At 71.5% G+C, this 18255-nt stretch carries 15 protein-coding genes; 5 read left to right on the forward strand and 10 right to left on the reverse strand.

The window, feature by feature from the left end; translation table 11 throughout:
• Positions 1-11: 11 nt before the first annotated feature.
• Both KXC43_RS39885 and KXC43_RS39890 read right to left on the reverse strand, forming a co-directional pair.
• On the reverse strand, positions 12-3074 hold the full coding sequence (locus tag KXC43_RS39885; RefSeq protein ID WP_221381440.1) for a putative bifunctional diguanylate cyclase/phosphodiesterase: 3063 nt from the start codon (positions 3072-3074) through the stop codon (positions 12-14).
• A gap of 74 nt (positions 3075-3148) precedes the next feature.
• Positions 3149-4864, reverse strand: a complete 1716-nt coding sequence (locus KXC43_RS39890) for an SCO7613 C-terminal domain-containing membrane protein (protein ID WP_221381441.1) — start codon at positions 4862-4864, stop codon at positions 3149-3151.
• Between the two features lie 80 nt (positions 4865-4944).
• Between KXC43_RS39890 and KXC43_RS39895 the strand changes: the two genes are divergently transcribed.
• From KXC43_RS39895 to KXC43_RS39910, 4 genes are read left to right on the forward strand one after another with little or no spacing between them, the layout of a single operon-like run.
• Positions 4945-5823, forward strand: a complete 879-nt coding sequence (locus KXC43_RS39895; protein WP_221381442.1) for an ATP-binding cassette domain-containing protein — start codon at positions 4945-4947, stop codon at positions 5821-5823.
• On the forward strand, positions 5820-6422 hold the full coding sequence (locus KXC43_RS39900; RefSeq protein ID WP_221381443.1) for a hypothetical protein: 603 nt from the start codon (positions 5820-5822) through the stop codon (positions 6420-6422). The genes KXC43_RS39895 and KXC43_RS39900 overlap by 4 nt, the downstream gene beginning before the upstream one ends.
• A 50-nt stretch (positions 6423-6472) precedes the next feature.
• Complete coding sequence (locus KXC43_RS39905) at positions 6473-7615, forward strand: NAD(P)/FAD-dependent oxidoreductase (protein WP_221381444.1); 1143 nt, start codon at positions 6473-6475, stop codon at positions 7613-7615.
• Positions 7612-8466: an RNA polymerase sigma-70 factor gene (locus KXC43_RS39910; RefSeq protein ID WP_221381445.1), complete on the forward strand. Its 855-nt coding sequence runs from the start codon at positions 7612-7614 to the stop codon at positions 8464-8466. The genes KXC43_RS39905 and KXC43_RS39910 overlap by 4 nt, the downstream gene beginning before the upstream one ends.
• On the opposite strand, the gene KXC43_RS39915 is transcribed toward KXC43_RS39910, so the two are convergent.
• Entirely contained in the window at positions 8453-8851 is a 399-nt protein-coding gene (locus KXC43_RS39915) for a TIGR03668 family PPOX class F420-dependent oxidoreductase (RefSeq protein ID WP_308129474.1), read from the reverse strand. The two genes, KXC43_RS39910 and KXC43_RS39915, sit on opposite strands and share 14 nt — an antisense overlap.
• Positions 8848-9678: an LLM class F420-dependent oxidoreductase gene (locus KXC43_RS39920; protein WP_221381447.1), complete on the reverse strand. Its 831-nt coding sequence runs from the start codon at positions 9676-9678 to the stop codon at positions 8848-8850. Before KXC43_RS39920 ends, KXC43_RS39915 begins: the two co-directional genes overlap by 4 nt.
• Before the next feature lie 67 nt (positions 9679-9745).
• Between KXC43_RS39920 and KXC43_RS39925 the strand changes: the two genes are divergently transcribed.
• Positions 9746-9925, forward strand: coding sequence for a hypothetical protein (locus KXC43_RS39925; RefSeq protein ID WP_221381448.1), 180 nt, complete (start codon positions 9746-9748; stop codon positions 9923-9925).
• A 54-nt stretch (positions 9926-9979) separates the two neighbouring features.
• On the opposite strand, the gene KXC43_RS39930 is transcribed toward KXC43_RS39925, so the two are convergent.
• The 6 genes from KXC43_RS39930 to KXC43_RS39955 form a co-directional block, all read right to left on the reverse strand.
• On the reverse strand, positions 9980-10231 hold the full coding sequence (locus KXC43_RS39930) for a hypothetical protein (protein WP_221381449.1): 252 nt from the start codon (positions 10229-10231) through the stop codon (positions 9980-9982).
• Between the two features lie 74 nt (positions 10232-10305).
• Entirely contained in the window at positions 10306-12912 is a 2607-nt protein-coding gene (locus KXC43_RS39935) for an MGH1-like glycoside hydrolase domain-containing protein (protein WP_221381450.1), read from the reverse strand.
• An 84-nt stretch (positions 12913-12996) separates the two neighbouring features.
• The gene (locus KXC43_RS39940) at positions 12997-15954 is read right to left on the reverse strand and encodes a sensor histidine kinase (RefSeq protein WP_221381451.1); all 2958 of its coding nucleotides are present in this window, start codon (positions 15952-15954) and stop codon (positions 12997-12999) included.
• A 224-nt stretch (positions 15955-16178) separates the two neighbouring features.
• On the reverse strand, positions 16179-16541 hold the full coding sequence (locus KXC43_RS39945; protein ID WP_221381452.1) for a hypothetical protein: 363 nt from the start codon (positions 16539-16541) through the stop codon (positions 16179-16181).
• 113 nt (positions 16542-16654) lie between these two features.
• Positions 16655-17470 carry a metal-dependent hydrolase gene (locus KXC43_RS39950; RefSeq protein WP_221381453.1) on the reverse strand — a complete coding sequence of 272 codons (816 nt, stop codon included), beginning with the start codon at positions 17468-17470 and terminating at the stop codon, positions 16655-16657.
• Between the two features lie 60 nt (positions 17471-17530).
• The gene (locus KXC43_RS39955) at positions 17531-18025 is read right to left on the reverse strand and encodes a DUF1707 SHOCT-like domain-containing protein (protein WP_221381454.1); all 495 of its coding nucleotides are present in this window, start codon (positions 18023-18025) and stop codon (positions 17531-17533) included.
• Positions 18026-18255: the final 230 nt, after the last annotated feature.

The raw sequence follows: 18255 nt of genomic DNA on the forward strand, positions 1-18255 counted from the left end.
TGAAGGTCCTTTCAGTGGTGGGCGACAGCGGAGTCCTGCGTGCGCAGGTACTCCAGGAATTCGTCGGAGGTGACCGGCTTGGAGAACAGGTAGCCCTGGCCGTACGAGCAACCCATCGCGGTCAGTGCAGCGCGGTGCCCGTCGAGCTCGATGCCCTCGGCCACCACGGCCAGCTCGAGGGTGCGGGCGAGACTGACGATCGTCTCGACCAGCGCCATCTGCTGCGGGTTGTGCAGGATGTCGTCGATGAACGACTTGTCGATCTTGAGAACGTCCACCGGCATGCTGCTCAGGTAGCTGAGCGACGAGTAGCCGGTGCCGAAGTCGTCGATGGCGATCCGCACGCCCATCGCGCGGAGTTCGCCCAGGTCGCGCCAGACCTGGTCGGCGTCGTGCAGCACGAGGCTCTCGGTGACCTCGAGGAGCAGCCAGCGCGGGTCGGCGCCGGTCTCGGCGAGCACCGTACGGACCTCGTCGACGAAGCCGGGTGTACGGAACTGACGGGCCGAGACGTTCACGCTGACGTACCGCATGTGGCTGCCGGCCTCGGTCCGGCGCCAGTGGGCGAAGGTGCTCAGCGCCTCGCGCAGCACCCAGCCGCCGATCGCGACGACCGAGCCGTTCTCCTCGGAGAGCTCGATGAACTCGTTCGGGCCGAGCAGACCGCGCACCGGGTGCTGCCAGCGCACCAGCGCCTCGAGCCCGGCCACCTCTCCGGTCGGCAGGTCGATGATCGGCTGGTACCGCAGGCGCATCTGGCCGCCGGCCACCGCGTCGTTGAGCGCCGAACGCATCTCGAGCCGGTGCAGCATCGCGTCGTGCATCTCGTCCTCGTAGCGCTGCCACGTGTTCTTGCCCTCGGTCTTGGCGCCGTACATCGCCACGTCGGCCCGGCGCAGCAGCTCGCTGATGCCGGCCGCATCGGCGCTGGTGGCGATGCCGACGCTGGCCGCGCCCCGGATCTGGTGGACGGCGCCGGTGGCGTCGGTGACCTCGATCGACTCGGCCAGGGCGGCCACGATCCGGTCCGCCACCCGTTCGGCCTCGCCGGCGTCGCTGATCCGGTCGATCAGCACGGCGAACTCGTCGCCGCCGGTGCGGGCCACGGTGGCCAGCGGGCCCACCACGTCGGTGATGCGGCGGCCCACGACGGACAGCAGCTGGTCGCCGGCGGCGTGGCCGAGGCTGTCGTTGACCTCCTTGAAGTCGTCCAGGTCGACGAAGAGGACACCGACCTCGTGCCGGCGTTCGGCGGCGTACGAGGCCGCGTTCTCCAGCCGGTTCTGGAACAGGGCGCGGTTGGCCAGCCCGGTCAGCGCGTCGTGGTACGCCTGGTGGGCCAGGTCGGTCTCGAGGCGGCGGCGCTCGGTGACGTCGCGGATGGTGACCACCAGCCCGTTCACGGCCGGGTCGTCCCGCAGGTCGCGGCAGGTGCACTCCACCTGGAGCAGCAGGTCCTCGCCGGAGACCGCGGTCAGGTCGACGCCGTCGCGCGGGCCGCGGCCGTTGCGCACCTGATCGAGCAGGTCACGCAGCTCGGCGTGGTCGGTGCCGGCGATCAGGCGGGCCAGCGGCAGGCCGATCAGGTCGGTGCGGCCGAAAACGGGCAGCGCGGACGGGCTGGCGTACCGGATGGTCTCGTCGTCGCCGACGATCAGGATCACGTCGGACGCGCTCTGGATCAGCGCCCGGAAGTAGTCCTCGCTGCTCCGGCGGTTCACCTCGTCGGTCAGGTTGATGCGCTCGACGGCCATGGTGGCCTGGGCCATCAGCGCCTCGAAGGAGGGCTCGATCGCCGTCAGCACCTCGTCGCCGGCGGCCAGGTAGACCTGGTTGTGGCGCAGAGGGCCGTTCCTCGTGCGCCCGGCCGAGACCGCCTCGGCGTAGAGCGCCCACTCGAAACCCTCGAGCTCGGCCGCGACGTCGGCCGGCAGGTCGGCGACCCGCACCCGGCCGGTGGACATCAGCCCGGTGACCGCGTTCGGCTCGGCGTCGGAGCCCCGCATCACCCAGCGGTGGTCCTCGCCGGTCGGCACGATCGACGTGACGGCGTTGGTCAGGGCCGCGCCGGCCTGGTCCACGCTGCTGGCCGCGACCAGGTCGGTCCCGGTGATGCGCAGCGTGCGCTCGCGGGCCACGTTCTCGCGCTGCAGCTGCATGAGCCCGGCCACGCGCGCCATGACCAGCAGGAACATGACGCTGGAGGCGGTCGCGATCATCGGCGCGTCGGTCACGCCCTGGTTCAGGTCCTCGATCAGGAGCACGGCCGGGGCGATCAGCGCGGCGATCGACATGAGGGCCAGGCGGCGACCGCCGGTCAGGCTCTGCGGGAGCCGCTCGCCCGTCGTCAGGCGGCGCATCGACGGGTGCAGGGCGGAGAGCGCGGTGGCGGTGTAGAAGAGCACCCAGCCGGCGTCGACCGGGCCGCCCACCTGCCAGGTGCCCTCCAGCTGGCGCAGGCCGTAGATGACGTCGGTGATCAGCAGGCTGCCGACGCCGGCCACGAGCACGTGCAGCGCGACCGGCTTGCGGCCGCCCGCGGTGAGCAGGCGGGCCAGCATGGCCAGGGCGAGCACGTCGCCCAGCGGGTAGCCGGACGAGACGGCCTTCTCGACGAAACCGAGGTCGGTGTCCCGGACGTACGGGGCGATGAGGAACACCCAGGAGAGCAGCCCGAGACCGACGGTGGGCACGAGCGCGTCGAGCAGCGCGGCCCGGTTGCCGGCGCCCGAGCGGGACCGGATGAAGATCAGCAGCGCCCCGGCCAGCATCGGGTAGACCATCAGGTAGAACAGGTCGGCCAGCGACGGGAACGGGTTGGCGATGTGCAGGTAGTCGGTCAGCACGTTGTACGTGGTGTCGCCGAACGTGAAGCTGACCAGCACCGCCGACAGCAGGTACCAGGGCAGGCGCCTGTCCGGCCGGTGCAAGCGCACGCCGACCAGCACGGCGGCGGCCGCCGAGAGACCGATCGTCGCCCACGAGTACATGCTGTACTGCGGGAACGCGTAGAAGCCGACAGTCAGGGCAGCTATCCAGGCGGCGAAGCACACCTGCGTGCGGGAGGCCGACATCCGTGCTCCGATCTGTCTCAGGGCGGCTGAGCCCTCCTGATCGGCACCCGGATGCGCTTGCTGAAGAATCCAGGTCAGCTCATCCGGTGAAGCGCGGCACGCACCCGGTCGAGGTCGCGCCGTCGCCGCTCGAGCGTGGTCGCCAGCAGCACCAGCAGCAGACCGGCCACCGCGAGCGGGATCCACCGCGGGATCAGGTCCCACACCTCGGCCAGCTCGTGCAGGGCCAGCACGGCCAGCACCCCGCCGCCCAGGATCACCGGCGCCCGCAGCCGGGCGACGACCCCGGCGGCCACGACCGCCACACAGACGACGCCCAGCACCAACCGGCGCGCGTACTGGTCGTCGTCGGCGGCCAGGATCACGAACAGGTGAGGCAGGAGCCCGACCGCCAGCGCCGGGCTGTAGACGACCCAGCTCGATCGGCCCCGCCCGAGGACGAGACCGGCCGCGAGCAGGGCACCGTCGAGGATCAGGGCGGTCCACCAGGGGAGGCCGAGCCCGGCCGGCACGGCCAGAACCAGCACGGCAGCCGCGCCGAGCACGCTGACCCGCCACCACCGGGCCGGTGCCAGCAGCGCCAGGGCCGCGCCGAGCAGCGCGACGGCCGCCGGCAGCTCCCAGCCGGACGGACCGGCCAGGGACCTGTCGAGCCCCCGCACCCCGGCTTCGGCGGCCAGCACGAAGGCCACCAGACCGGGCGCCGCCGCCACGGCCAGCGCGCCGAAGCGGCCGTAGAAGCGGCCCACCACGGCCAGCGCGAGCGCGACGACGGCCACCGTCAGCAGGGCGTCCCCGTGGACGATCAGGTGCGCTACCCGGCTCGCGGCGACGCCGGCGGCCACCACGAGCAGGTTGTCGCCCACCGGCCGGGCCGAGAGCAGCCGGGTGCCGGCCAGCACCACGCCGGCGGCGATCAGCAAGGCGCCGCCGGACGCGGCGGCGTCGCCCGGGTCGCCCGTCGTGAACAGGCCGAGCAGCGCGAAGACGCCGGACACCAGTACCGCGAGGCCACCGGCGACGGCGCCGGCCCGGCGCAGACCGCCCGACAGCAGAGCCAGCACGACGACGTCCAGGCCGGCGACCGCGGCGAAGGTCAGGGCCCAGCCGGTGGCGCCGGGCTGAGCCGGCGCCACCAGCATCGGGACCACCGGCTGGGCGATCACCAGGGCGGCGTAGCGGGGGCCGGTCAGGCCAGTGACGTGCTCGTAGCCGGCGGCCAGGGCGGCGGTCACGGCGAAGACGGCGCTCGCGTAGCCCCAGCCGTTGGTGGCAGCCACGCCGAACAGGTCGACGTGCCAGGCGGCGTACCCGTCGAGAAGCACGAGCAGCAGGCCCACCGCGGCGAAGGTCTCAGCGGTGGACCGGAGGCCACGACGGAGCGCCGCGAACGGCGCGGCCAGCGCGATGCCGGTGAACGTGAGGAGCACGAGCGCGCGCCCGCCGATGCCGAACTGGGCCCAGGCCACCGCGGCGAAGACGATCGCGGCCACGCCCAGCAGCAGACCGCCGAGCACGAAGAGGACGTTCTGCGCGACCTTGGACGAGACCTCCTTCGGCGCCGGGGACGCCCCGAGCAGCGAGGCCCGCACCCGGGCCGCCGCGGCCTGCCGCCGGTTCCAGACCTGGGCCAGTTTCTCCTGCAGCTGCCCGATCTGCTGGTTCAGCTCGGCAATCTCGGCGTCGGCCGTGACCACCTCGATCGCGTCGGGATCGGGGCCGCGCCCGCAGGACGGGCAGCCGGTCTCCGGCGAGGCGGCGCTGCCGCAGGCCGGGCAGGGATACGTCATGCCCTGATCCTCGTGCCCGGCCCGGACGAGCGGGTGAGCACACGTACTCATCTTGACGCGAGCCGCCATAATTCCCGGCAATGATCGAAACCAAGGGATTGACGAAGCGGTACGGCCGCACCCATGCCGCACGCGACGTGACGTTCACTGCCGAGCCCGGCCGGGTCACCGGCTTCCTGGGGCTGAACGGCTCGGGAAAGACGACCACGCTGCGCATGCTGCTGGGGCTCACCCGTCCGACGAGCGGCGAGGCGCTGATCGAGGGCCGGCGCTACCGCGATCTCAAGGATCCGCTGCGGCAGGTCGGCGCGGTGCTCGAGCAGGGCCTGATGCATCCCGGCCAGACCGGGCGGGGGCATCTGCGCACGCAGGCTCTGCTCTGCGGCGCCGGGCGCGGGCGGGGTGAAGAGCTTCTCGAGTACGTCGGACTGGCCGACGCCGCCGGCCAGCGCACCGGCGACTACTCGCTCGGGATGCGGCAGCGGCTCGCGGTCGCGACGGCGCTGCTCGGCGAGCCGTCGATCCTGGTGCTCGACGAGCCGGCCAACGGCCTCGACCCGTCCGGCATGGCCTGGCTGCGCGGGTTGCTGCGCGCGCACGCCGACGCGGGTGGCACGGTGCTCATCTCCAGCCACCTGCTCTCCGAGCTCGAGCTGCTCATCGACGACGTGGTGATCATCGCGGGCGGCCAGGTGCGGCTGAACGCGCCGCTCGCCGCGGTGGCCGGTGAGCAGGCCGGGCACCTGCGGGTGCGCGGACGTGACCCGAACGCGCTGTGGCAGGCGTTCGAGCAGGCCGGGGCCGAGGTGACCACGGACGGGCAGGTTCTGTTCGTCACCGGGATCGGCCCCGAGGACGCCGGCGAGATCGCCCTGCACGCCGGGATCGCGATCTACGAGCTCACCGCCGAGCAGCCCAGCCTCGAACGGACCTTCCTCGACCTGGCCGGCGCCGCATGATCGCCGTCCTGCGCAGCGAGTTGCACCGCACGCTGACCATCCCGTCGAGCTGGCTCTCGATGGGCCTCGCGGTGGTCATGGGCATGTCGTTCGCGCTGTTCAGCGTCGACTTCTGGTCGCTGTTCGTGGCGCTCGGGGTGTTCGGCATCGCGGTGGTGATCACCTCGCAGCACTACCAGCACCGGACGGCCGTGCTGCTCTTCCTGGGCCAGCCGCGACGGCTGCGAGCGCTGGCCGCCCAATGCGTGTGCGCGATCCTGCTGGGCCTGATCGTGGCCGTCGTGAGCGGCGTGACGACGATCCTCAGCCGCGAGTTCGAGCAGTTCACGGGCACTCTGGCGGCGACGCCGCTGCTCGCTCTGTTCGGGGTGGCGAGCGCGACGGTGATCCGGCGGCCGGTGGCGCTGTTCCTCGCGTACGGCACCTGGTTCGTCTTCGCCGAGGGCCTGGCCTTCCGGTTCAAGCAGCCGCTGCCGTTCACGACCTTCATGAGCGCCGCCGGCGGCAACACGCAAGGCCTGCTGCTCTTCTCCGGGTACACCGCCGCGGCCCTGGGTGTCGCGGCCTGGTTCATCCGCCGGGACCTCGCCGATCAGTGACCCGCGTCACTCGGGCTCACAGCCGCCCGGGGAAGGAACGTCCCGCGGGCATGACTGACATCGTGATCCTCGGGGCGGGCTACGCGGGCCTGGCCGCGGCGACCAACCTGGCCGGCCGCGTCCGGCGCCGTGACGACGTACGCCTGACCCTCGTCAACGCCGGTGACCGGTTCACCGAGCGGCTCCGCCTGCACTCGACCGGCGCCGGGCGGCCCACCGCCGACCTGCGCCTGTCCGCCCTCCTGGCCGGCGCCAACGTTCACCTCGAGTACGGATGGGTGACCGCGGTCGACGCGGACGCGCGGACCGTGCGCCTGGACGACGCCCGCGACCTGCCGTTCGACACCCTGATCTACGCCCTGGGCAGCGCAGCCGACACCGCCTCGACGCCCGGCGCGGCCGAGCACGCCTACACGTTCGACGACTTCCGCGGGGCCGAGGCCCTGGCCACCCGCCTCGACCGGGGCACCGTGGTGGTCTGCGGCAGCGGCCTGACCGGCGTCGAGGCCGCGACCGAGATCGCCGAGCGGCACCCGGATCTCGCCGTGCACCTGGTCGGCCGCGACGCACCGGGCGCGTTCATGACCGCGGGCGCTCGCGACCACCTGCGCGCGGCCCTGGACCGGCTCGGCGTCCGGGTGCGGACGGCCGAGATCCGCAAGGTTCTGCCCGGCGCCGTGGAGCTGACCGATTCCCGTCTCGAAGCTGACGTCGTGGTGTGGACGGCCGGCACCCGGGTGCCGCCCCTGGCCGCCGCCGCGGGTCTCACCGTCGACGGCCGCGGCCGCATCGTCACCGACCCCAGCCTGCGGTCCGTCTCGCACCCGCACGTGTACGCGGTGGGCGACGCGGCCGCTGTCCGGCAGGGCTTCGGCACCCTGCACGGCACGTGCCAGAGCGGCATGCCCACCGGCGTGCACGCGGCCGCCTCCATCGTCCGTGAACTCGACGGCAGGCAGCCCCGGCCGTTCCGCTTCGGTTACTACCACCGCCCGGTCAGCCTGGGCCGGGGTGACGCCGTCGTCCAGTTCACCCGGCCCGACGACAGCCCGCGCCGCGCGTACCTGACCGGCCGGGCCGCCGTCTGGTACAAGGAGACGGTGACCGCCTCGCCGTGGCCGACGTACGCCCGGATGCTGAAGCTGCCGGCGCTGGCTTCGTGGTGGCCCCGCGGCGGCCGGTACACGCGATGACGGTCTTCGAGGAGCACCGCCGCCTGCTGTTCGCGATCGCCTACCGCATCCTCGGCTCGGCCACCGACGCCGAGGACGCGGTGCAGGACACCTGGCTGCGGTGGTCGGCGGCCGACCGCACGCGGGTTGCCGACCCCAAGGCGTACCTGGCCCGCATGGTCACCCACCAGGCGATGGACCAGTTCCGCGCGGCCCGGCGGCAGCGCGAGACCTACATCGGCCCGTGGCTGCCCGAGCCGATCCTGACCGCCGGCGAGGACGTCACCGACGACGTCTCGCTGGCCATGCTGGTCGTGCTCGAGACGCTGACCCCGCTGGAACGGGCGGTGTTCGTGCTGAAGGAGATCTTCGACTTCCCCTACCCCGAGATCGCCGCCGCCGTCGACCGCACCGAGCCGGCCGTCCGTCAGGCCGCGCACCGGGCCCGCGAGCACGTGCGAGCCCGCCGCCCCCGGTTCCGCGCCGACCACCGCCACCAGCGCGACGTCACCGAGCGCTTCCTGGCCGCGGCGTCGGGCGGCGACATCAACGGCCTGCTGGAGTTGCTGGCGCCCGATGTCACGCTCTGGACCGACGGCGGCGGCAAGGTCCGGCACGCGCGCCGGCCCGTCTCCGGCGCCGCGCGGGTGGCGGCCTGGATGGCCGGGGTCAGCCAGGTCCCGTACGAGGGGGTGGCGCCGGCCGACATGCGGGTCGACCTGGTCGACATCAACGGCCGGCCCGGCCTGCTCTTCACCGGCCCGCAGCGGGTGATCGGCACCCTGACCTTCGACTTCGACGACGACGGCCGCATCGCCGGCATCTACAACGTCGCCAACCCCGACAAGCTGGGGGCCGTCAGCCGCGACTGACCCACGACGACCACGAGCCGACGGTGATCTCGACGAACGGCCCCGCCGGCGGCGCCTGGACATACTGCGGATAGCGCTCGACCAGGGCTTCCAGGCCTTCCGCGTACGCCGGGAGGACGCGCGCCACCCCGTCCGCGCGCACCCACCACAGCCGCGACCAGTCCTGCTCGTAGTGGTCGGCCAGCACGCTGACCCGCGGCTCGGCGGCGATGTTGGCCAGCCGCTTGAGCGCCCGGCTCCGCTTCGGCTTGGCGTCCACCGCGCTCACGATCACGTCCGTGGAGACCAGGGCGAACACGATCGGCACGAGGTGCGGCGCCCCGTCCGGCCCGACCGTCGCCAGCCGGGCCACGGGCACGCTCGCGAACAGCGCGGCCGGGGTCACCGGCCGGTCAGCTCGCCGATGGCCGCCTCCCACTTCGCCAGCGCCGGCTCGACGACGCTCCACGGACCGGACGGCAGCCACACCGACACCCGCTCGACGCCCGCCCGCTCGCATTCCTCGAGAGCCTTGGGGTCGGCCGGCACGCCGAGCATCTGCACCTGCAGGTACCGGTCGGCGCGGGCGCGCAACTCGGCGATCCGGCCGAACACGTTCTCGTCCCGCCACTGCGGGAACCAGCCGTCGCCGTGGTCGAGCACCCGGTCGAGCACGGTCGGTCCGCCGCCGCCGATCAGGACCGGCGGGTGGGGACGCTGGGCCGGCTTGGGCCACGACCAGATGCGATCGAAGTCGACGTGCTCACCGTGGAAGCTGGCCTCGTCGTTCATCCAGATCTCGCGCATGGCCCGGATCCGCTCGGTCATCACCGGCACCCGCCGCCGCGGGTCGGTGCCGTGGTTGCGCATCTCCTCCCGGTTCCAGCCGAGGCCGACGCCGAACTCGAACCGCCCGCCGCTCAGGTGGTCGACGCTCGCCACCTCCTTGGCCGTGGTGATCGGGTCGCGCTCGGTCACCAGGCACACGCCGCTGCCGATGCGCAGGCGGCTGGTAGCCTCGGCCGCCGCCGTCAGCGCCACGAACAGGTCGTACGTGTGCCAGTACTTCTGCGGCAGCTGCGCCCCGCCCGGCCAGGGAGTCTCCCGGCCCGCCGGGATGTGCGTGTGTTCAGCGAAGTAGAGCGCGCTGTGCCCGCGCTCCTCGGCCCGCCGGGCGATCTCGCCGGGCCGCATGCCGTCGTGCGTAGGAAAGCAGCCGACTCCGAAATCCATGCACCGATCCTATGAACCCGATGGCTCCGAAGCCCGTGTGAGAGAAAAGCGCGGGAGGGAGAGTTTCATGATCCTCATCATCGCCGTCGCCTCGGCCCTGCTGGCCGGCTTTCTGGCCGGCTTCGTCTGCTTCAAGAAGACCAACGAGTTCTGCGGCCGCTGCGGCATCACCCGCAAGTGCCCGGTCTGCCCCGAGGAGCCGGCGTCCCCCTCCCGCCCCACCTGGCGTACCGCGTCCGCGGCATGAAACTCCCCGCGCCGGCGGTGGGGGCCGGCGCGGGGAGCGTACGAGGAGCCGTGGTCAGTTCGCAGCGTTGAGCACGATGGCACCGAGAATGACGCCGATCACGCCGCCGGCCACACCGGCCGCCGCCGCGTACCAGCCGAGCGGGCGGTCGCCGAGATAGCCGCCGACCAGACCCAGCACGATCGCGGCCGGACCGAAGATGATCGGCGCGAAGAGGATCGCCACGGCGGCGAAGACGAACGCGAGGATCGTGCACACGCGGGCGCCGGTGATGCTGCCGCTGCGTCGGGTCGTCACCTGAGTCATCGGAGTGTTCCTTTCCCCGTCGGAGTCGTTGGTGTCCTTTGTGTACCCCCCACTTCGGCCGGGCTAAACAGGAATCAGCGGCGCAGGGTCAGGATGAGGTCGACGACCAGGGCGGTCCAGCCCGTCTGATGCCAGGCGCCCAGGCCCGCGCCGTTGTCGCCGTGGAAGTACTCGGGAAAGACGATGAGGTCCTTCCAGTCGGGGTGGTCCTGCAGGATGCGGTTGGCACCGTAGATCGGGCGGTGGCCGTTCTCGTCCGGCAGGAACAGCGAGATCAGGCGGCGCGAGATGTCGTCGGCCACCTCGGCCAGGGGCACCTTGCGCTGCGAGCCGGTCGGATACTCGGCCTTCATGTCGTCGCCGAAGAACTCGGCGTACTCGCGCAGGGCCTCGACGAGCAGATAGTTGACCGGCATCCAGACCGGGCCGCGCCAGTTCGAGTTGCCGCCGAACAGGCCGCTGGTGCTCTCGGCGGGCTCGTAGCCGACGGTGAAGTCCGAGCCGCCGAGCGAGACCGTGAACGGTTTCTCGAGGTGGCTGCGGGACAGGGTGCGGATCCCGTACGCCGAGAGGAACTCCTCCGGGTCGAGCATGCGGGCCAGGATTCGCAGCAGCTGGTCCTGGCCCACCATCGAGAGCAGACGCTGCTGCACACCCTGGGCGGACAGCCGGCGGGCGCTGATGATGTCGGCGTACTCGCCCTGCGACGCCTGCAGCCACCGCAGCCGCGCGTTCAGCTCGGGCAGCCGGTCGAGGGTCGTCTTGGTGAGCCGGGTGGTGGCGGCCAGGGGCAGCAGGCCGACGACCGAACGCACCTTCAGCGGCAGCTTGTGCCCGTCGGGCAGGCGCAACTGGTCGTAGAAGAAGCAGTCTTCCTCGTCCCACAGGCCCTGCCGGTAGGCGGCTTCGGCGATGTACGCGAAGTGCTCGAAGAACTTCGTGGCCATGTCCTCGTAGGCGCGGTCGTGCAGGGCGAGCCGGATCGCCATGTCGAGCAGGTTGAGCGCGTACATCGCCATCCAGCCCGTGCCGTCGGACTGTTCGAGCACCCCGGCCACCGGCAGCGCGGCCGACCGGTCGAACGGGCCCACGTTGTCGAGCCCGAGGAAGCCGCCCTCGAAGACGTTGTTGCCGCCCACGTCCTTGCGGTTGACCCACCACGTGAAGTTCAGCAGCAGCTTGTGCATGACCCGGGCCAGGAAGTCGAAGTCGCGCCCGCCGTCGATCTCGAAGACGCGCAGCGCCGCCCACGCGTGCACCGGCGGGTTCACGTCGCCGAAGGCCCACTCGTAGGCGGGGATCTGGCCGTTGGGGTGCATGTACCACTCGCGCAGCAGCAGCACGAGCTGGGACTTGGCGAAGGCGGGGTCGACCCGGGCGATCGAGACACAGTGGAACGCCAGGTCCCACGCCGCGTACCAGGGGTACTCCCACGAGTCGGGCATCGAGATGACGTCGAAGCTGTTCATGTGCCACCAGGCGTTGTTGCGCCCGTAGCGCCGGCCCGGAGGCGGGGGCGCGGAGCCGGGGTCGCCGGTGAGCCACTGCTTCACGTCGAAGTGGTAGAACTGCTTGGCCCACATCAGCCCGGCGATGCCCTGCCGGGCCACCATCGCCTCCTCGGGGCTCGCCGCCGCCGGGATCAGCTCGGCGAAGTAGTCGTCGGCCTCGGCCCGGCGTCCCCTCATCACGTACGAGAATTCGTCGTTCAGGTCGAGGCCGTCGATCGGCTCGTCGTCCTGGGCGAGGCGCAGCCGGATCGTGCGGCTCTCCCCCGGCCCCAGCGTGAGCACGTAATGCAGCGAGCCCTTGGTGCCCTCGCCGGCCGGGTTCACCGTGGGCGCGCCCGCGACGACGTGGTCGTTGATGCCGTCCTTCGGATAGAGGCTCTTGCCGGGCTGGCCCCACAGCCGCTGCGCGTTCGTCTCGTTGTCGCAGAGCAGCGGGACGGGTTCGCCCTCGCCTTCGAGCAGCAGGTGGCCGAGGGTGCGGTGGGTGCCGGTGAGGCGGCCGGGACGACCGGTCAGGCGCGGCACGGGACGGTTGGGCAGGCCCCACGACCACGTGTTGCGGAACCACAGCGTCGGCAGCACGTGCAGGGTGGCCTCGTCGGGGCCGCGGTTGGCCACGGTGACGGCGATGCACATGTCCCGCGGGGAGGCCTTGGCGTAGTCGACGGTGACGGCCCAGTAGCGGTCGTCGTCGAAGACTCCGGTGTCGACCAGCTCGTACTCCGGCTCGGTGCGGGAGCGCTGCCCGTTCACGCGCACCAGTTGGTCGTACGGGAAAGCGGCCTGAGGGTAGTGGTACCGCCAGCTCATCCACGAATGGGTGGGCGTGGAGTCCTGGTACCACCAATAGTCTTTCGCGTCCTCGCCGTGGTTGCCGCCGTCGCCGCCGAGACCGAACATGCGCTCCTTGAGGATCGGGTCCTGCCCGTTCCACAGCGCCAGCCCGAAGCAGAACGTCTGCCGTTCGTCGCAGATCCCCGCCATGCCGTCGTCGTTCCACCGGTACGCCCGGGAGCGCGCGTGGTCGTGCGGGAAGTAATCCCAGGCGGTGCCGTGCTCGCTGTAGTCCTCGCGAACCGTGCCCCAGGCCCGCTCGGCCAGGTAGGGCCCCCAGGCCCGCCACGGCTGCTCGCCCGAGTCGGCCTGCGCCAGCCGTAAGCGCTCCGCCACGCCTGCCTCACCCTCGCCCACCGATGGCCACCACCAGCTTGATTGTGCACGAGAACGCGAGGTGAGCCGATGGCTACAGAGCGACTACCGCTGACCGGCGAAGTCGGGCGCCGGCAGCGACAGCCGGAACTGGGTGCCGCCGCCGGACGCCGGCCGGGCCGTCAGCGTGCCGCCGTGGGCGTCGACGATCGCCTTGGTGACGGCCAGGCCCAGGCCCGTGCCCTTGATGCCGGCCTTCTGCGCGTTGCTGGCCCGGAAGAAGCGGCTGAACAGGTGCGGGTACTGCTCGGCGGGGATGCCGATGCCGGTGTCGCTGACCGTGATGACCACGGCGTCGCCGTCGTGCTCGGCCGTCACCGAGACCGTGCCGCCCTCGGGCGTGTACTTGACCGCGTTGGATACCAGGTTGTCCAGGGCCTGGCGCAGGCGCTGGGCGTCGGCCAGCACGCACAGCTCCGGCTTGATCGAGGCGTGGATCGTCAGGCTCTTGGCCACCGCGCTGGGCTGCTGGCCGTCCACCACGTCACGCAGCACGCCGTCGGCGGCCAGCGGGCACGGGTCGATGCTGATGTGGCCGGCGTCCAGGCGGGCCAGGTCGAGCAGGTCGTCGACCAGCCCCTGCAGGTGCCGGGTGGTGCGTTCGACAACGGTGGCGTGCTTGCGCTCGGCGCCGTCCAGCGCCGGGCTCTCGAGCAGCACTTCGGTGTACGCCTTGATGACGCTCACCGGGTTGCGCAGCTCGTGGATGACCAGGGCCGACAGCTCGTCCTTCATCCGGTCGAGCTCACGCAGCCGCTCGACCTGCTCGCGCTCCCGGTCGAGCAGGCGCTCGCGCTGATCGGAGAGCTCGTGCCGCTCGGTCACGTCGGTCGAGAGACCGTCGAAGAGAACGCGGTCGCCCTCGAAGCGTGCGGCGGCCCGGGTCCAGATCCAGCGGGTCACGCCGTCCAGCCCGACGACACGGCACTCCATCTCGGCGTGCTCGCCGGCGAGCAGCTTCCGGTTGAACTCGGCCAGGATCCCGATGTCCTCCGGGTGGACCTGGTGGGCGAGGGTGGCCGGCTCCGTCACCGAGACCGGGCCGCCGAAGACCGCCACGCCGTTGGGGCTGGCGTAGATCAGCCGCGGCTCCTGGTCCGCGATCGCCTCGACCGTCCAGACGTAGTCGTTCACCTGCGCGACGATCCGGTCGAAGTTGCGGCGGGCGGCGGCCAGCGCGATCGACATGTCCTCGGCCCACCGGCGCTCGACGAAGCGGCCCAGGTGCGCCGCGGCCGCGTCCAGCATCTGCACGGTGTCGGAGTCGAACGGCAGGTTCTGGTCGGTGTAGAACGCGAGCACCCCGAGGGTGCGGCGGCCGGAGCGCACCGGCACCCCGACCGCGACCCGGATGCCGACCTCGTGCAGCGTGGCCCGCCCCTCGTCGACCATGTCGGTCGGCATCTCACCGGTGTCCCACCACACCTCGCGGTTGCGGGCCCAGACGAGTCCGGGCAGGCCCTCCCCGAGTACGAAGGTGAGCGGGGTGCCGCCCGTGAAGGCCGACAGGTCACGGTCACCGGTGGTGTGCGAGCTGTGCCGCACGATGCTCTTGCGGTCGTCGGTGACCTGCCAGTACTCGCCGCACGACCAGCCCAGCGAGCCGGTGATGGCAGCGACCGCCTCGATCCCGGCGTCCATGGCGTTGGTGGCGTCGGAGAGCACCTGCGCGACCGCGTGCCGGGCCCGGCGCAGCTCCTCGGCCCGGTGGACCTCGGTGATGTCGTGAAAGGCCACCACCGCGCCCAGCCGCCGGTTGTCGCCGGTCTCGATCGGCCGCCCGTTGGTGACGAACCGCCGCCACGAGCCGGGCGTCTTGACCACCATGTGGTGGCCCTCGACGATCTCGCCGGCGCGAGCCCGGGTCAGGGGCATGTCGGCGATGGGCGTACGGCCGTCGGGCTCGTGCACCTCGAAGGCCGAGAGCCACTCCGCGGCCGTCGTGCCGGGCGTGACCGGTTGATCGGTCACGCCGCGCGCGGCCCGGTTGAGCAGGGTCATCCGGCCCTCGTTGTCGCAGGCGGCGATGCCGACGTCGACGCTGTCGAGCACCGCCTCGAGGAAGGCGTGCTCCTCGTCGAGCTTCTTGCGGTGCTGCTCCATCTCCGCGGTGGCGACGATGCGGCCGGTGATGTCGTGCAGGAACGCGTGGCAGACCGGACCGCCGGGCTCGGCCACGACCCGCAGGGTCATCTCGGCCGGGAACTCGCGGCCGGTGCTGGTGAGCGCGGCGATGCGCAGGTGCTGGCCGGAGAGCTGGGAGTCGCCGGTGACCCGGACCCGCTTCATGCCGGCCAGGTGGTCGGCGCGGAACCGCTCCGGAATGATCAGTTCGGCGATGTTGCGGCCGACGGCCTCGTCGGCGCGGTAGCCGAACATCCGCTCGGCGGCCGCGTTCCAGTCGAGCACGTCGCCGCCGAGGTCGGTCGAGATGTACGCGTCGTGAGTAGTGCTCAGCACCGCGCTCAGCCGGGCTGACGAGATGGCCTGCTCGGCCCGGGCCATCCGCAGCGCGACCTCCGACTCGGCCGACTCGGCCAGGTCGTGCAGCAGGGCGATGTCGTCGAGGCTCCACTGCCGCGGCACCGAGTCGACGACGCAGAACGAACCCAGCACGTGGCCGTCGGGCGAGCGCAGCGGCATGCCGGCGTAGGCGATGGCGTCGTAGTCGGCGATCGCCGGGCTGTCGTGCAGCCGGGCGTCGAGCCGGGCGTCCCCGACGATCAGGGGGCTCTGGTCGTCGACGACGTGCTTGCAGTACGAGTGCGACAGCGGGGCCTCGCGGGTCTCGGCGAGCTCACCGGAGAGGCCGTACGCGCTGGCGAAGCGCTGCCGGTCCTCGTCGATCAGCGACACGAGCGCGGTGGGCGCGGCCAGCATGCGCGCGGCCAGCCTCGTCACACGGTCGAGCGCGTGGACGCTCTCGGCCTCCAGCAGACCGGTGGCCCGCAGCGCACGCAGGCGGCCCGCCGCGTACCGCGACGTACCCGATGTAGTCAGCACGGAGCCTGGTATCGGTCCGGTCCGGCCCGACCTGAGGCAAGCCGCCGGACGAAGATGTGCGGCCGAAAGGATGAGCGCGGAAACGTGCCGGAAGAATTGTGGAAAGAATGGCGGGAATTCGTTCCACTTCCCATCGAAGCTTTCTCTGTGAATCAGCTGTGAATAAAAGCGAGGGCCGCACCCGTCGCCGGGGTGCGGCCCTCGCTTATTCACCGGAAATCAGCTCACCGGTGGCCGTGACCCCACGGGCCGTGACCCTTCGGACCGCCGTGGCCGTGGCCGCGGACGTCCCACTGCGCCTCGAGGGCGACCCAGCCGCGCTTGAAGCCACGCTGCACCCGGTCGCAGTCGAAGTCGTCCCACTTGTTGCGGAACTCACCGATCTTGCCGGCCCGGTTGCAGGCCTGCATCGTGCGGTAGTAACCGACGACGCGGTCCTTGCTCTTGAACTTGTGATCCTGGACCTGAACGGCGGAGCCCTTCGCGGCCGGGGCGGCGGGGGCCGCCGAGGCCGGGCCGGCGCCCATCGCGAGGCCGGCGGCAACCGCCAGGCCGGTCATGGCGAACACGCGCGAGACCTTGTTCATGACAACGCCTTTCTCTCTACACACCAAGCTTTCGCTTGATGCAGGAGATATTAGGGACGCCGCCGCAATTATCGGCCCGGGAAACGCAACCACCAAAGAGTGAATACGGATGATCAAGAAAAGGTGTCGAGTTCGAATTTTTGCAACAGGCCGGGCGCGAAAATACCGGCCAGGGCGATCAGCGAGATGGTGACGAACGCCGTACGCAGGACGACGGTCTCGACCTTGCCGCCGACCCGGATGGCCATGCTGTTGGGCACGCCGACCATCCGCCACAGGCGGCGACCGGTCGGCACCGGCCAGAGAATGGGCACCCCGGCCGACGTGATCATGTCGCCGAACAGGTGCACCACGCAGCCCACGGCCACCGCGAACCCCAGCATCGGATAACCCCGGTCGCCGGGCAGATTCGCCGCGGTGAACCAGGCGATCACCGCCGAGCAGAGGGTCACGATGACCCAGCCGGCCCGCTCGGCCCACTTGTCGAACAGGCCGCGCAGCGCCAGACCGGCCATGACGAAGACGATGCCGACCACCGCCCACTTGCCGTAGTGGCCGCTCAACCACGTCGTGCCCCAGCCCACGAGCGCGGCGAAGGGCAGGGTGTGGGTGAACGTGCGGTGGCCGTTGGTCCGTCGCGGGTCCTTGCTGAGCCTGGTCGCCGTGTAGACGCCCAGCGACACCTTCTCGATCACCTCGGCCGCGAACAGCGAGAACACCCCGAACGTACGGGCCACCGTCGCGCCACCCTGGTTACGGGTGACCTTGCCCGACAGGTCCAGGTCGGGGAGCAGCGCGCCGCCCGCGCACACCAGGGCGCCGACGCCCACGGCGAGCGGCGACTGCTCGTACCCGGCGAAGTGGTCCAGGGCCCAGGTGCCGGCCAGCCAGGCGGTTGCCCCGGAAAGAGCATGCGATGGACCCATCATGTCTGTGTTGCCCCTCCCCGAACTTCTGTTCGAGGAGGGTTTCAGCTCACGGCAGGTTGATCAACAACCTCGATGTCCACTGTGGAACCGGTCCGGGCCGCCGTAGCCCGGCTGGTTCCACGGGGCCACGCCGTGACCGAGGCTGTACTCCAGCTGCCAGCGGCGGTACCGGGCGTGCTTGAAGAAGCCGATGACCAGGAACGTGAGCGGGATGGCGGGCCAGAAGAACTGAGCGCCCGAGATGATCCACAGGCCGGTCAGGATCATGGCGATCGAGACGATGATCCAGCCGTGCCGGCGGAGGCTCCGGCGTGTCGCGATCCGGGCCTCCGGGGTGTTGGCCAGGGCGGTCCAGCCACCGTTGGGCAGGTCGGCGGTGAGCGGGCCGAGCTCGTCGCGGAACTTCGCGGCGTACGCCCGGGCCAGGCGCTCCTCGCCCTCGGTGAGGTCGAGCCGGCCCTCGGTCATCGCCGCCCGCAGGATCTCGGCGACCTGCTCCCGCTCCTTGTCCGACGTGCGGACGCGTTTGGTGCCGGTGCTCTCGTTGGGTTGCATGGGGTCCTCCTCGGTCGGCGTCGTGTTCCCAGAGTCGGCCTTTTCGGGGCGCGGGGCGTCGGCCCGGCGGAGCATCTTCCGGGCGGCCTCCGGGAGGGAACCGGCCCCGGGGCGTACGACCTGGGGCGCACGACCCCGACCCGGCGTACGACCCCGGGAGTAGCCGAAACCAAACCCTGCTCCGATGCCCCCGGACCCGCCGGTGCCGTAACTTCGGCAGTGCACATCGC

It is taken from the genome of Paractinoplanes polyasparticus (genome assembly GCF_019710575.1).
In the GTDB taxonomy this organism is placed as follows: Bacteria; Actinomycetota; Actinomycetes; order Mycobacteriales; family Micromonosporaceae; genus Actinoplanes; species Actinoplanes polyasparticus.

What these genes read in the sequence shown, in the direction of transcription:
- KXC43_RS39945 (WP_221381452.1), bottom strand. Translation starts at nt 16,541, where the DNA reads ATGAACAAGGTCTCGCGCGTGTTCGCCATGACCGGCCTGGCGGTTGCC.
- KXC43_RS39895 (WP_221381442.1), top strand. Translation starts at nt 4,945, where the DNA reads ATGATCGAAACCAAGGGATTGACGAAGCGGTACGGCCGCACCCATGCC.
- KXC43_RS39920 (WP_221381447.1), bottom strand. Translation starts at nt 9,678, where the DNA reads ATGGATTTCGGAGTCGGCTGCTTTCCTACGCACGACGGCATGCGGCCC.
- KXC43_RS39905 (WP_221381444.1), top strand. Translation starts at nt 6,473, where the DNA reads ATGACTGACATCGTGATCCTCGGGGCGGGCTACGCGGGCCTGGCCGCG.
- KXC43_RS39910 (WP_221381445.1), top strand. Translation starts at nt 7,612, where the DNA reads ATGACGGTCTTCGAGGAGCACCGCCGCCTGCTGTTCGCGATCGCCTAC.
- KXC43_RS39950 (WP_221381453.1), bottom strand. Translation starts at nt 17,470, where the DNA reads ATGATGGGTCCATCGCATGCTCTTTCCGGGGCAACCGCCTGGCTGGCC.
- KXC43_RS39890 (WP_221381441.1), bottom strand. Translation starts at nt 4,864, where the DNA reads ATGACGTATCCCTGCCCGGCCTGCGGCAGCGCCGCCTCGCCGGAGACC.
- KXC43_RS39930 (WP_221381449.1), bottom strand. Translation starts at nt 10,231, where the DNA reads ATGACTCAGGTGACGACCCGACGCAGCGGCAGCATCACCGGCGCCCGC.
- KXC43_RS39900 (WP_221381443.1), top strand. Translation starts at nt 5,820, where the DNA reads ATGATCGCCGTCCTGCGCAGCGAGTTGCACCGCACGCTGACCATCCCG.
- KXC43_RS39885 (WP_221381440.1), bottom strand. Translation starts at nt 3,074, where the DNA reads ATGTCGGCCTCCCGCACGCAGGTGTGCTTCGCCGCCTGGATAGCTGCC.
- KXC43_RS39925 (WP_221381448.1), top strand. Translation starts at nt 9,746, where the DNA reads ATGATCCTCATCATCGCCGTCGCCTCGGCCCTGCTGGCCGGCTTTCTG.
- KXC43_RS39955 (WP_221381454.1), bottom strand. Translation starts at nt 18,025, where the DNA reads ATGCAACCCAACGAGAGCACCGGCACCAAACGCGTCCGCACGTCGGAC.